We start from the raw sequence: 13,589 nt of genomic DNA, 5'->3' as shown, positions 1-13,589 counted from the left end.
CGTACAGACTGCTCCTATAGAATAAAATGTTGCTCCACCTGATCATGGAGCAACATTTCTAAATTACAATTCTTTAATCTCTTCTTTGAATCCTTCTCCAACGACTTCGTTGGATTCCATTATTATCGTAAATGCCTGCGGATCAATCTTATGCACCATTTTCTTAATCGTGTACATCTGCTTATTGTTACATGCACACATGACGACGTCTTTCTTCTCTTTGGAGTAGCTGCCCATTCCTTTCAGTATCGTAGATCCTCTTCCGGAGTACTCGTCAATCTGTTCTGCCACATCGTCGCCGTGTTCTGTGACGATGAATGTCATCTTGCCTTCGTCGATGCCGTACATGATCCGGTCCATCACGATGGCCATAAGGTAGGTGACAATCACACCGTAGATAAACCCGTCAACGTCTTTGAACACGAGTACGCTTCCCAGGATGATCGTTATAATATCAAGGGCAAACGTGATGATTCCAAGCGTCATATGCGGCCTTACCTTCTTAATCGCAACACTGATGAAATCCTGCCCTCCTGTGGACGAGCCGCGCATGAAGATCATGGCATAGCCTATTCCGCACAATACCCCCATACACAGGGCCGCCAGCAGGCGGCTGCCTTCGTACACAGGCAAAAGCGGGGCCACGTAATCCATAAAGACAGAAGATATGACCATAGACTTCAGTGACTTCAGAAAGAAGTTACGCCCCAGGAACTTATAACAGAATATTGCTACCGGGATATTCAGTATAATCGTGCCCAACCCCACTGGCAGACCGAGAAGATGGTACATGATAATCGCGATTCCAGAGAAGCCGGCTACAGGGAAGTTAGCATTCAGGGCAAAATTATACACTCCTATAGCGATAACCATACCTGCCGCGATATCTACCAGAATATCGATTCCTGTTTCTCTCCAGTTAATATTTTTCATCTTTGTCTACCTCTCTTTCCTGGTCTTATCTTTAATCTCTGTCCGACAAATGATTCCGGACAACCTGATTTTACACACAAAAAAGCAGCCACAAACTATAAAGATATAATTCGCAACTGCTCTTATGTTTATTAGTATATCTATAGATTATTTTTTTGTCAACACATCACCTGCAATAATTTCAAAAAGAATATACATAAGATTCTACTCCACGCTCCATTTCCTGCACTGTTCAATGCGTTTTCCGTCGTCTCCCTGCTCTTTGTCGTAAGCAAACTGGTTCAGCAGGCCACACGGAAATTCTTTACACTGGCCGCAGTGTCCGTGGCTCTTATCCTCACAGCACGATTTGACCGGACATGCATCTCCCCAGAATGGCTTCTCTATACTGCTGCAGCCCCCGCAGCTCATCTGTTCCCTGTATCCGCACTCACTGCACTGCAGCCCGCATCTTGATTCAATCATATTGTACACGCTCCTTTTTGTTAGAGCATAGCACGACAAACATGACATCTGTATGTCAGCATTATAATTATTTTTGTACTGTTACTTTATATATTGTCACCTGCTGCCAGAGCCGTTATCTCCTGGTTCAAGAAAACGTCCGCGCCGGACCGCGTCTTTCCCGTACTTTCTCTTTATCTCATCCAGTGCCTTATCGAGCTTTTTCTGTCTCGCACCTCTATCCGTGTCTGCCTTTTCACGGTCCTGTACCACTGGCAGGTCGAATATGGTCAGCTGCTCCGGCTCATCCTGCTTTACGAGCTTCGAACTCCGTATGCCGAGCAGACGGATCGGCACTTTCGTCCAAAGTTCCCGGAACAGCTCTGCCGCAGCGTGGTAGATGTCCGTGTCGCTGTTCGTCGGTTTTGCCAGCTGCCGCTGGTGGGACGCGGTCTCAAAGTTGTAGTATTTGATTTCCACACTGAGCATTCCTGCCTTCTGTTTTGCTTCACGCAGCCTTGCACCTACGCTTTCCGCAAGTCCAAGCAGCACCTTCCTGGCCTCCTCTTCCGTCGCCACATCCTTAGACAGGGTGGTGGAATTGCCGATTCCTTTGGCCTCCACCTTTTCTGTTATCACTTCTGAATTATCGATGCCATTGGCATATTCCCACAGTTTCCTTCCGTGGCTTTTCAGATGAAGCTCCAGAATATCCGGATCTGCCTGCGCCATATTGCCTATCGTACGTATCTCCAGCTTCTTAAGCGTCTCCACGCTCGAATGGCCTGCCATATATAGTTCCCAGACAGGCAACGGCCACATCTTTATCCCTATCTCTTCCGGAAATAGCGTGTGCACCTTATCCGGCTTTTCAAAATCCGAGGCCATCTTAGCCAGCAGCTTGTTCGTGGAGATTCCTATATTGACCGTGAATCCGAACCTCCTGCATATCTCATTCTTTATCTCCAGCGCGCCTGCTACAGGTGAGGCAAACCGTCCCGCTATCCCCGTGAAATCCATATAGCACTCATCCACGCTGACCTGCTCTATATCCGGCGTACAAGACCGCAGATATTCCATCAGCCGGCTGCTGTACTCATGGTACAGTGCATGGTCGGGCGGCTCCATATGCAGGTTGCCGCACTTGCGAAGGGCATTCGCAACAGGTTCCCCTGTGCGGATGCCGAACTTCTTCGCAGGTAGCGACTTCGCCAGAACTACCCCATGGCGCGACTCCTGGTTTCCGCCGATAATGGCAGGTATAGTCCTGATGTCTGTCTCTGCACCATTCTTTAGTTGTTCTACTGCCGTCCAGCTTAAATAGGCCGAGTTGACATCTATATGGAATACGATACGGCGCATGGTCTGCCCTCCCCTGAGAATCCCTTCTCCTGTGCTGTCCTCATTCTATCATGCAGAACATACGTTTACAAGAGATTCTTCCGGGTGCTTGCGGAGAGCTTTCCATCTTCCACGTCTATGACGATCGTCTCTCCCGCTCCAATATCTCCTTGAAGCATCAGCTTTGCGGCCAGCGTTTCTACATTCTTCTGCAGATAGCGCTTCAGAGGCCTTGCGCCGTAGGTAGGATCATAACCGCCCTCCACCACGAGATTCTTCGCCGCCTCCGTCAGAGCTATGGATATCTCTTTGTCTGCAAGACGTTTATTCACATCGTCTGTCAGCAGATCGATGATACTGTAGATATCAGCTTTCGTCAGTGGCTTGAACATAATCATCTCGTCAAGCCGGTTCAGGAACTCGGGACGGAAATGTGCCCTCAAGTCGTCCATCACCGCGTCCTGGCTCTCCTGGCTGATATTGCCGTCTGCATCGATTCCGTCCAGCAGATAGGCCGAGCCGATATTGGATGTCATAATAAGAATCGTATTCTTAAAGTCTACCGTGCGCCCCTGGGAATCGGTGATACGTCCGTCATCCAGCACCTGCAGCAGCACATTGAACACATCCGGATGCGCCTTTTCTACTTCGTCAAACAGGACGACAGAATACGGTTTCCTTCTGACGGCCTCCGTGAGCTGTCCCCCTTCGTCATAGCCTACATATCCCGGAGGGGCTCCTATCAGCCTGGACACGGAATATTTCTCCATATATTCGCTCATATCGATACGGATCATATTGTTCTCGTCATCGAAGAGGCTTTCCGCCAGCGCTTTCGCAAGTTCTGTCTTTCCGACTCCTGTAGGACCAAGGAACAGGAAGGAACCTATCGGTTTGCCTGGATCTTTGATGCCTGCTTTGGAGCGGATGATTGCCTCTGTGACAAGCTCCACCCCTTCATCCTGGCCTATGACACGCTTATGAAGCTCATCCGCCAGATGAAGCGTTTTGCTCCTCTCGCTTTCGTTTAGCCTTGAGACAGGTATCCCGGTCCATCTTGATACGATTCTGGCAATCTCTTCGTCGGTCACGCTTTCGTGGACAAGAGAACGTTCTTCATCCTTTATCTTAGCCTCTTCCTCTTCCAGCAGCTTTTTGAGCTGTGGGAGCCTGCCGTACTGAAGCTCGGCCGCCTTTTCCAGATCGTATGACTGCTGTGCTTTCTGGATATCCTTGTTCACCTGTTCTATCTCTTCTCGCATCTTCTGTACCCGCTCTACTCCGACTTTCTCATTATCCCACTGGGCTTTCTTCCCGGCGAATTCTTCCCGAAGTTCAGCCAGCTCCTGCTGAAGATGTCCAAGGCGGTCCCTGCTCAGTCGGTCTTCCTCCTTCTTGAGCGCTGCCTCCTCGATCTCCAGCTGCATGATCTTGCGCTGCAATTCGTCCAGTTCTGCTGGCATGGAGTCCAGTTCTGTCTTGATAAGCGCACATGCTTCATCTACCAGGTCGATGGCCTTGTCAGGAAGGAAACGGTCGGAAATATACCGGTCGGAAAGCGTAGCGGCAGCTACAAGCGCTCCGTCCGTTATCTTGACTCCATGGAATACTTCGTATCTTTCTTTTAAGCCACGCAAAATCGATATCGCATCCTCCACCGTAGGCTCATCCACGAGCACCGGCTGAAAGCGCCGCTCCAGCGCGGCATCCTTCTCGATATACTGGCGGTATTCATCCAGAGTGGTAGCGCCGATACAGTGGAGCTCACCTCTGGCAAGCATCGGCTTGAGCATATTCCCTGCATCCATGGCCCCGTCTGTCTTACCCGCACCTACAATCGTGTGCAGCTCATCTATGAACAGGATAATCTTCCCGTCACTGTTCTTTACTTCCTCCAGAACTGCTTTCAGACGCTCTTCGAACTCGCCGCGGTATTTGGCCCCGGCTACGAGCGCTCCCATATCCAGCGAGAATATCGTCTTGTCCTTCAGCGCTTCCGGTACGTCTCCCCGCACGATACGCTGTGCCAGACCTTCTACGACCGCTGTCTTCCCGACACCTGGCTCCCCGATAAGAACCGGGTTGTTCTTCGTCTTCCTGGACAGGATACGTACAAGGTTCCTTATCTCCGCATCTCTGCCTATGACTGGATCCAGCTTCTGGTCTCTGGCGCGTTCCACCAGATCCGAGCCATATTTGTTCAATGTGTCATATGTCGCCTCCGGATTATCGCTTGTAACCTTCTGGCTGCCTCTTACCGTCGCAAGTGCCTGTAGAAAAGCATCCCGCTTGATCCCAAGTTCACGGAAAATAAGCTTCAGTTCTTTATTCGGATATTTCAAAAGGGAAAGGAACAGATGCTCGACAGACACGTATTCATCCCCCATATGCTTAGCCTCGTCTTCCGCATGGATGAGCGCCTTGTTCAGGTCCTGTCCTACAAAAGGCTGCCCGCCCTGAACTTTTGTGCGCTTTCGGAGTCCCTCTTCCACGCGATTGATGAAGACCGTTTTTTCTATCCCCATCTTTTCCATTAATTTCAGAATCAGGCTGTCATCCTGTACGAGCAGAGCATATAGCAGATGTTCCTGTTCAATTTCCTGGTTGCCGTATTCCATTGCGATACGTTCACAGTCCTGCACGGCCTGCAGTGATTTCTGTGTAAATTTATTTATATTCATAGTGGCTGCCTCCTAACCTGCATAATTCCAAATTGTTCTACACGTACTATAACAAATATTATCAGCACTGTCAAGCTCCGAGTGCTAATTCTTTGAAAATACAGATTCTCGCAAGAATATAGCATGTACTTTCACACGTTCTTGGCGGTAATAAAAAAGCCTGTGCCAGTCATGGCATAAGCTTTTCTAAGGATACTATTTTCTGCTGTTATGAAGCTGACACACGAAATGCCGTCTCATTGCAAGACTGCAAGTGAAGCCTGAATATATACTTTCTGCTACAATATGAGGTATCTCCTCCCCCGGCTATAGTGAATATACCCACATGGCTGCTATCTGATCCTGGATTTCACCGAAGGTCCATGTCCGGCTGCTGTTCTTCTGGCTGAACGGGTCGTTAATGGTCAATGCTCCGTCATTGTAGCCTGTGAGCACGATGAAATGACCGTTATCTGTAAAATCACCCGGCCCCACGCTGCAGATGACCGGATGTCCTGCCTGGAGTTCCGCCGCCACCTGCTGTTCCACAAGCGGAATCTCCTTCGCCTTCACATTCCAGTTAGCCGGCGCTTCTTCCATAAAACGCCAGTATGTATTGTTATCTTCATCCACGAAACCATTCTCTGAACCGTAGGCTGCCACTTTCGCCGGCGTGACCGACCAGTCCCCTGTAAGACCGCTGACTACCATGGACAGGCACGTCGGACCACAGCCGCTCACGGCTACGATACTTGTGCCATAAGGCGCGTATCCCCACCGCTCGTCCCACTGGAGCAGCAGCGGAATCTGCCCTTTCGTAAATCCGCTGCCGATGGAATCCGCATTCGGATTGTCTTTTTTCTTTCCGTAATCCTCCACGAACTGTACCGTCTCTTCATTCTTATCAAGCAGTTCTATTACACCTTTCGGATATCCTGCCGCCGTCGCCTGTTTCTTCACACGTGCAAGCCGCTGCGCGGATGTCTCCTCTTTTGGTTCTGTAGTCGTCTCTTTTGCCTTCTTGCTGTCTTCCTTTGTAACATCTGCTTCTATCTTTGCCGCCGCCTGCGTCTCGTCTTTTTTCGAACGCTGCATGCCAAAGCCATAAACGGTTGCCGCGATAAGTATGATAAAGCCTCCAAGAATAACGAACTGGCGGCGTACCTGCTGTCTTCTCCTTCTATTGCTGCCCATGTCTTCCCCTTCTTCATCTGTATGTCTATATTAAGCATGTAACATGAATGCTGTTATCTATATCATGCTGTTAATTATACAATAATGATATAGGTGCCGCAACTTATTACGCCTTAAGATTTTATTATAATTACGGTTAATACCAACGGTACAGACGCAGGTTGTCAGACCCGCAGGCTCCCTGTCCATGCGGCTTTGCCATGTCTTTCGACTGGTTGTAAGTCCCAGGTTTTCAATACATTCGGTGTACTTATTTCCATATATTCCCTTGGAAAGCTGACCGTTGAAAATGTATGTATTCCATGATACTATTGTGACACTGGCAGTTATGTAAATCAATTATGCGGGAGGTATGTATGAATATTGTATTTCTGGATGCCAAGACAATTGGCGACGACATCGATTTATCAGGATTCGAAGAACTCGGAACTGTTACCAAGTATTCTTTTTCTACTTCAGAACAAGTGCCTGAACGGGTAAAAGATGCAGACGTTATCGTCATCAACAAAGTGCAGATCAATGAGTCTACAATCGGCGAGGCCAGACGGCTTAAGCTAGTCTGTGTCACCGCGACAGGAACAAACAATCTGGATAAGGATTATCTGGACAGCCGCCACATCGCCTGGCGCAACGTAGCCGGATATTCTACCGAGTCTGTCGCACAGCACACGTTTGCCATGCTGTTCTATCTGCTGGAAAAGCTGCGCTACTATGACGATTATGTCAAGGAGGACCGCTATACGAACGACACCATCTTCACCCATTTTGAAGAAGTGTTCTATGAATTATCTGGCAAGACATGGGGGATTATCGGACTCGGCAACATCGGCAGACGTGTCGCCTCTATCGCAGAGGCTTTTGGTGCGCATGTCATCTACGCCTCACCTTCAGGCAGCGCACCACAGGAAGGATATCATCAGGTAGATATGGATACCCTGCTTCGGGAATCCGATATCATATCGGTTCACGCTCCGTTGAACGAATATACGCAAAACCTCATCAATGCCGAAAAGCTGGAGAAGATGAAAAAGAGCTGCATCTTCCTGAACCTTGGGCGTGGCCCTATCGTTGTAGAGGAGGATTTATACAATGCACTGGAACGAAGTGACATTGCTGCAGCAGGGCTGGATGTGCTGTGTGAAGAACCCATGAGCCCAGACAATCCGCTGCGGCGTATCAAAGACAGCCGGCGCCTGTTCATCACGCCCCATGTAGCATGGGCCAGCGTGGAGGCAAGGACGCGGCTGATGGGTATCATACTGGGGCAGATAAAAGAATACTTTGTTTAGTGAAGTGGACGCCGCTGGGGCGGTAGGGGGCAGATGCTCCGATGCGTCCGGGAACTGCGACTATCACACAGATTCCTAAGCTTGTAGAATGTTCGCCGATTGCGGCTCTCATCCCACAAGCCAAGGAATCTGGTGAGGATTCTCCGTCCCTTCCGCTTACACCTTCGCATCTGCTCCCTACCGCCCCAGCGGCTATCTACTTTACTGGCACGGGCGGGGCTGACTGTGTGACGTTACCGGCTGATGGAAGTGCTTTGGATGAAAGTAATCGTAATGAAGAAGAGCCGAAGAATCCTTTCCGTAGCCTTTATCCTGCGGGATGTAAGCCGCTATCGGCGCGCATTCTGCAGGGTTAGGGATACGTGAAATAGTCGAAGCCTCGGACGCATCGAAGCAGATGCCACCCGGCTCCCAGTCCGCAGCCACTTTACTTAAACGCCACTCATGAACGGGATCCGGCCCCTGGTAATAATCTGCCCAAACCTGACAATATAAGGCCCGCCACGATAAATATATCCGCCAGATTCACCGTCAGTCGGGACAGGAAATCATTCTTGCTTCTAAATCCTATGTAATCGATTACTTTCCCTCTTACCAGGCGGTCAAATATATTGCTGTACGCTCCTGCGCTGAATATGCCCGTGCCAAGCTTCTCCACACGCCGCCCCTTTCTTGCAAACAGCAGTACATTACAGGCAGCGAGTGCTGCTCCCATTACCGCCGTCACTGACTTCACAAGACAGGGACATTTATCCAGCGCATGCAGCATGAATCCTCTGTTATACACTTTTCGGATTACAATCTTCTCTTTGACAAGCTCTTTTTCTTCCCCGCTGTCCAGATTCTCCTCTACATGCTGCTTCAGCAGCATATCCAAGCTGAACAGGAGTGCCATAATACCAACTGCCAGTACAGCCATCTATCGTTCTCCTCTGATCCTTGCTATTTCCTCTTCCTGTTTTTCTATCTGTAAGCCGCGTTTCTCAATCTCTTCGCAAAGCGCAATACAGTCTGTGTCATTTACCTCACCTTGCCGGAACTTGTCATATACCATCTTGCCGATGTCCATAAGGTCTCTCTCACTTGCACGTTTCAGAGTGCGGATATCACTCCTGCGCTTCTGGATTTCCAGCGTATCTTCCGTCTTTTTCCCGATGTCATTCGCCACCTCGGATATTCTCTTTCCTAAGTCCTCAAAAAAATCTGCCATATCTGACACTCCTTTGTTTTTCATTCTACCTTTTCACTATAATCTTCTCAGCCTGTCTAGCGACTGGTACACGTCCAGTGTCCCATAGCCCCACTGCCGATTCGGATAATCTAACAGAGGCTTCTGCTGCGCTCCAAGCACGAACAGATTCCTGACCTCGCTGGCTCCCGCCCCAAGGTTCAGCTCCTGCTCCCTCACGAGCCACTCCGCCATAAGGGCAGATGCACCACAGGTCAATCCGACCGCAACGCTTGAGCCCGTTCTGGCTGCAAATCTTCCGCCGGGCACGGCGCCGGTCACGCCCACACCGGGTGCTGCAAAGTCCGGTTTGATGTAACCATCTCTAGTATACCCTCTCCCGGAATTAATATCAATACTATTGTCCACACTGTTGTAGTAAGCTACCGTCATGCTGTAGGTCGTGCTCCCAGGCTCCGTGATGGTCGTCTCCGGGTCTGCTTCTAAGAAGAAGACTTCCCCGCTCAGGAACTCCTTCACAGGAAGCCACATATGGAACACGCCGTCAGAGAGCTGGAGCGGCTGCACCGCGACCCTCCATATACCCTCGGAAGGGCCGTCAAATTTCAGGAAGATAAGCTGAGCGTCATTGTTCTCTGTAAGCAGCCTGTATTCTACGGTAACCCTTGTCTGGTCAAATGTGAACGTAAACACATATCTGCTCCCCTGCCGGATGGAGATGACCGGCGTACGCTCTCCGGAAGGAGATATGATGGATACGGTCATCACGTTTGGAATCGAAGTCCACAATTCCGCAACAAATCCACTTACTCCTGCCCCCACCCGGATTTCAACTTCTCTCTGTTCCCTCATATTTTCTAATGTGCCAGAAAAATGATGCCGTTCATTTGCTTCATTTCCTCCGCCGATTACTACAATCCGGTTGATTGTTGTGGAATACCTGTTAAGTACGTTTGAAAGCAGCGTGGCGCTGTTATGTCCTCCAAAATTTGTTCCAAGCGCGATACACATGACGAGGGGTATCTTCCGTTCTGCCGCCAGCAGGCTCAGATAGCGGAGGCCGAGCATGATGTCATTTTCCTGATAGCAGATTGCATCCGGCCTAATCTTATAGAACTCCTTCAGATAGTCCTTGGCCTCTTTAAGTTTTACAACTGCAATGGTGGACTCCGGAGCCGCCCCGAGAAACTGGTTTTCCACATCTGCCCCTCCGGCCGCTACACTGGCCAGAAACGTCCCGTGCCCATTTGTATCCGCTGTCGGTACAAGCTCATCGGGTGTACCTGACCGAAGGGCCTCGTTAATCAGATCTTCACGGTATTCGCTGCCGAATGCGAATCCCTCCGGCGGTGTGCCATCCTGAATCGTCTGATCCCAGATTCCTGCAATTCTTGTGCTTCCGTCCAGATTGCGGAATACAGAATTCTTATAATCAATTCCCGTATCCACAAATCCAATCATTACGCCAGTGCCCATAAGCTGCAGAGCCGGATAATTCTGCGCGGCAGTTATCCCCGATTCGTTCAGGGCAGCCATATCCAGCAGGCAATAGCAGTTTGGGATAGCATTATACCAGTATCTTTCTATGCTTAAAGGTTCCATTTCTTCGCTGTCTACGTATATCGCTTTATATCCATAGTCCATATCCTGCATACAATACTGGTCACCTTCAAGTCCCATATCGCTAATGCTGCGGAAACCCGGAAAAATAAAATCCCAGTAATCCTGGGATAATATCTGCTCCTTGCATATTGCATCGTCCATAAAAAAACCTCATATACTTTTTAATAAAGTATATGAGGAAAGTATGCTTCTATGTGCATAAAGCTATTTTTCTTCTCCACGCAGAATAGAAGCCCCTTCATAGTAGCTGGATACTTCCTTCTCCTTTGCTACCGGGAGATCCGGACCCTTCTTGAAGATGATTTTCAGAAGAACAGGGGTAATAATTGTCGTAAATACGACCATGATTACTACAGGTCCGAGGAATGCAGAACTCATAAGCCCTACCGCCGTGCCTTTGCTCGCCACGATCAGGGCAACCTCGCCACGCGATATCATGCCGACGCCGATCCGCTTACACTGATACGGCTTATAGCCGCATACTTTTGCCCCGAGGCCACAGCCAATAATCTTCGTCAGGACCGCCACCACCATAAGAAGCAGGGCAAACGCGACGATGAGGCCGCTCATCTTAGGAAGCACGACCTTCAGCCCGATACTCGCAAAGAATACGGGAGACAGCAGCATATACGACAGTGTATCAAACTTCGTCTGGATAAATACAGACCGCTCTGTATTGGATATAATCAGGCCCGCGATAAACGCACCGGTAATATCCGCCACACCAAAATACTGTTCCGCGATATATGCCATGAGAAGGCAGAACACGAACGCGATGATTACGTGCCTGTGCAGCCCTCTGGACGCGCCCTCTGTCCATGCTTTGTATACTTTGTAGAAGATGAAGCCGGCCACTGCTGAGAAGACGAAGAAACCAACAATCTTCAGCATGACCGCACCAATATGTACAGACGGGTCTGCCATGCTCGTCACTACGGTAAGAGCAATGATACCGAGTATATCGTCGATAATGGCAGCTCCCAGTATCGCATTCCCGGAGCGGGTCTTGAGCTTGCCCATCTCTTTGAGCGTCTCGACCGTAATGCTGACAGAGGTCGCTGTCAGGATAATCCCTATAAATATATTCTGGAGAAATATGCTTGCCGCCGCGTCAGATGCAATCATATCCGGCCTGTTGAAAAAATAAGCCAGACCGAAGCCGCCTGCAAGCGGTACAAGCACGCCACAGAGCGCGATGACGAACGACGCCTTCCCGCTCGCCTTTAGTTCCTTGATGTCGGTCTCAAGTCCCGCGCAGAACATAAGAACGATAACTCCAATCTCGGCGACCTCATGGATGAAGCTCGTCTCCGTCAGCACGCCTGCCACCGCGGGACCAAGCAGAAGCCCTGCAAGCAGCGCTCCCACCACCTGCGGCATCTGTACCTTCCGCGTAGCCAGTCCTAACAGTTTCGTACATAACAAAATAATTGCCAGATCCAGCAAATAACTATAACTATTCATTATCTCAACCTCGCAACTTCCTGTCCTCTGAGCATGATGACAGGTCCTCCCGTTCCTTCTATGTATTCTTTGGTAATCGTCACTTCTCCGATATTGTCATCCTTCGGAATCTCATACATGATATCCAGCATGAATTCCTCGATGATGGCACGCAGCGCTCTTGCACCGGTATCTTTCTCTATCGCTTTCCTGGCGATGGCGCCCAAAGCCCCTTCGTCAAAATCCAGCTTTACCTCATCCAGAGCCAGCAGTTTCTGATACTGCTTTAAAATCGCGTTCTTCGGCTCCTTCAGTATCTTGACGAGCATATCTTCATCGAGTCCGCGCAATGTGAATATAATCGGAAGCCGGCCGATAAACTCCGGTATCATTCCAAAGTTACGCAGATCTTCTATCGTCACCTTCTCCAGAATCGTCTTGTCATGATCATATTTATCTTTCAAGTCCGCCCCGAAACCGATAGATGACTGCTTCGACAGGCGCTCTTTGATAATACCGTCCAAATCTGGGAAAGCCCCGCCGCATATGAACAGAATATTTCTCGTATTTACCGTAGTAAGAGGCACCATGGCATTCTTACTGTTCGCCCCGACGGGCACTTCCACATCGCTCCCTTCCAGGAGCTTAAGCATTCCCTGCTGGACCGATTCCCCGCTGACGTCCCTCTGGCTCGTGTTCTTCTTCTTGGCAATCTTGTCTATCTCATCAATGAATATGATGCCCTGTTCCGCCTTCTCCACATCGTTGTCAGCAGCTGCCAGCAGCTTGGATACGACACTCTCTATATCGTCTCCTATGTAGCCGGCCTCCGTAAGAGAGGTGGCGTCTGTTATGGCAAGCGGTACGTCAAGAAGACGCGCCAGCGTCTTAACAAGGTATGTCTTGCCGGAGCCGGTAGGACCGATCATCAGCATATTCGACTTCTCAATCTCAATGTCATCCATCGTGTCCGTGGCAACCCTCTTATAGTGGTTATACACCGCGACGGACATCACTTTCTTGGCATACTCCTGGCCGACTACATATTCATCCAGGCTCGACTTGATCTTATGAGGCGCCGGAATCTCCCTGATATCAATCAGAGGCTTTTTCTCTTCGCTTTCCTTTTTCTTTTTGATCTTCTGCTGTTTCGGGACATTCTGCTGCTCCATGTCAGACATATTGAACACCTGGACCCCCGGCATGTTCATGAGCTGGCTGTAATCTATCTGTCCGCTGCTCATGGCGTCAAAGCTCTTCTGCATACAGTCGCTGCACACGGATATATTGTTAGGCAGTTCTATCATCTTGCCTGCGGTGCTCTCCGGACGGTGGCAGATAAAGCAGACTTTTTCGTATTCATCGTCTTCCTTTTTCGTGTCTTCCACTTCTACGTTAGCATCGTCCACTTTCTCTATCTCTGTGTCGTTCATTTCCTTATTCTTATCCTTATCAGTCATTTCTTCCCTTCTT

The 13,589-nt window shown here is 49.5% G+C and carries 12 protein-coding genes; 2 read left to right on the top strand and 10 right to left on the bottom strand.

Going from position 1 to position 13,589, the window contains the following annotated elements; genetic code table 11:
• Positions 1–63: 63 nt before the first annotated feature.
• The 5 genes from HJV72_RS11815 to HJV72_RS11795 all read right to left on the bottom strand — a co-directional run bounded on the left by HJV72_RS11815 (position 64) and on the right by HJV72_RS11795 (position 6,572).
• On the bottom strand, positions 64–933 hold the full coding sequence (locus HJV72_RS11815) for a YitT family protein (RefSeq protein WP_208071227.1): 870 nt from the start codon (positions 931–933) through the stop codon (positions 64–66).
• Between the two features lie 204 nt (positions 934–1,137).
• Positions 1,138–1,398 (bottom strand): DUF3795 domain-containing protein, encoded by a 261-nt coding sequence (locus tag HJV72_RS11810; RefSeq protein WP_208071225.1) that lies wholly within the window; start codon positions 1,396–1,398, stop codon positions 1,138–1,140.
• A gap of 96 nt (positions 1,399–1,494) precedes the next feature.
• Entirely contained in the window at positions 1,495–2,739 is a 1,245-nt protein-coding gene (locus tag HJV72_RS11805) for a Y-family DNA polymerase (protein WP_208071223.1), read from the bottom strand.
• Between the two features lie 65 nt (positions 2,740–2,804).
• Positions 2,805–5,399: an ATP-dependent chaperone ClpB gene (clpB, locus tag HJV72_RS11800; protein WP_208071221.1), complete on the bottom strand. Its 2,595-nt coding sequence runs from the start codon at positions 5,397–5,399 to the stop codon at positions 2,805–2,807.
• Positions 5,400–5,705: 306 nt separating this feature from the next.
• Positions 5,706–6,572 (bottom strand): C39 family peptidase, encoded by an 867-nt coding sequence (locus HJV72_RS11795; protein ID WP_208071219.1) that lies wholly within the window; start codon positions 6,570–6,572, stop codon positions 5,706–5,708.
• Positions 6,573–6,928: 356 nt separating this feature from the next.
• Here HJV72_RS11795 and HJV72_RS11790 point away from each other — a divergent pair, with 356 nt between their 5' ends.
• Positions 6,929–7,861: a D-2-hydroxyacid dehydrogenase gene (locus HJV72_RS11790; protein WP_208071218.1), complete on the top strand. Its 933-nt coding sequence runs from the start codon at positions 6,929–6,931 to the stop codon at positions 7,859–7,861.
• A 41-nt stretch (positions 7,862–7,902) separates the two neighbouring features.
• Positions 7,903–8,217, top strand: coding sequence for a hypothetical protein (locus tag HJV72_RS11785; protein WP_208071217.1), 315 nt, complete (start codon positions 7,903–7,905; stop codon positions 8,215–8,217).
• A gap of 86 nt (positions 8,218–8,303) precedes the next feature.
• Here the strand turns inward: HJV72_RS11785 and HJV72_RS11780 are convergent, their stop codons facing one another.
• From HJV72_RS11780 to clpX, 5 genes are all read right to left on the bottom strand, one after another.
• Entirely contained in the window at positions 8,304–8,780 is a 477-nt protein-coding gene (locus HJV72_RS11780; protein ID WP_208071216.1) for a signal peptidase II, read from the bottom strand.
• Positions 8,781–9,071 (bottom strand): hypothetical protein, encoded by a 291-nt coding sequence (locus HJV72_RS11775; protein ID WP_208071215.1) that lies wholly within the window; start codon positions 9,069–9,071, stop codon positions 8,781–8,783.
• Positions 9,072–9,107: 36 nt separating this feature from the next.
• Positions 9,108–10,814, bottom strand: a complete 1,707-nt coding sequence (locus HJV72_RS11770) for a S8 family peptidase (RefSeq protein WP_208071214.1) — start codon at positions 10,812–10,814, stop codon at positions 9,108–9,110.
• A gap of 63 nt (positions 10,815–10,877) precedes the next feature.
• Positions 10,878–12,137: a cation:proton antiporter gene (locus HJV72_RS11765; protein ID WP_208071213.1), complete on the bottom strand. Its 1,260-nt coding sequence runs from the start codon at positions 12,135–12,137 to the stop codon at positions 10,878–10,880.
• A complete protein-coding gene (gene clpX / locus HJV72_RS11760; protein ID WP_208071212.1) occupies positions 12,137–13,576 on the bottom strand; it encodes an ATP-dependent Clp protease ATP-binding subunit ClpX in 1,440 nt (479 codons plus the stop codon). The genes HJV72_RS11765 and clpX overlap by 1 nt, the downstream gene beginning before the upstream one ends.
• Positions 13,577–13,589: the final 13 nt, after the last annotated feature.

Origin of the sequence: Extibacter sp. GGCC_0201 (assembly GCF_017566055.1) — a bacterium.
GTDB lineage: Bacteria > Bacillota > Clostridia > Lachnospirales > Lachnospiraceae > Extibacter.
This window is presented reverse-complemented; position numbering and strand designations above follow the sequence as displayed.

Coding starts and splice junctions, on each gene's coding strand:
- HJV72_RS11815 (WP_208071227.1), bottom strand. CDS start 933: ATGAAAAATATTAACTGGAGAGAAACAGGAATCGATATTCTGGTAGAT.
- HJV72_RS11810 (WP_208071225.1), bottom strand. CDS start 1,398: ATGATTGAATCAAGATGCGGGCTGCAGTGCAGTGAGTGCGGATACAGG.
- HJV72_RS11805 (WP_208071223.1), bottom strand. CDS start 2,739: ATGCGCCGTATCGTATTCCATATAGATGTCAACTCGGCCTATTTAAGC.
- clpB (WP_208071221.1), bottom strand. CDS start 5,399: ATGAATATAAATAAATTTACACAGAAATCACTGCAGGCCGTGCAGGAC.
- HJV72_RS11795 (WP_208071219.1), bottom strand. CDS start 6,572: ATGGGCAGCAATAGAAGGAGAAGACAGCAGGTACGCCGCCAGTTCGTT.
- HJV72_RS11790 (WP_208071218.1), top strand. CDS start 6,929: ATGAATATTGTATTTCTGGATGCCAAGACAATTGGCGACGACATCGAT.
- HJV72_RS11785 (WP_208071217.1), top strand. CDS start 7,903: ATGCGTCCGGGAACTGCGACTATCACACAGATTCCTAAGCTTGTAGAA.
- HJV72_RS11780 (WP_208071216.1), bottom strand. CDS start 8,780: ATGGCTGTACTGGCAGTTGGTATTATGGCACTCCTGTTCAGCTTGGAT.
- HJV72_RS11775 (WP_208071215.1), bottom strand. CDS start 9,071: ATGGCAGATTTTTTTGAGGACTTAGGAAAGAGAATATCCGAGGTGGCG.
- HJV72_RS11770 (WP_208071214.1), bottom strand. CDS start 10,814: ATGGACGATGCAATATGCAAGGAGCAGATATTATCCCAGGATTACTGG.
- HJV72_RS11765 (WP_208071213.1), bottom strand. CDS start 12,137: ATGAATAGTTATAGTTATTTGCTGGATCTGGCAATTATTTTGTTATGT.
- clpX (WP_208071212.1), bottom strand. CDS start 13,576: ATGACTGATAAGGATAAGAATAAGGAAATGAACGACACAGAGATAGAG.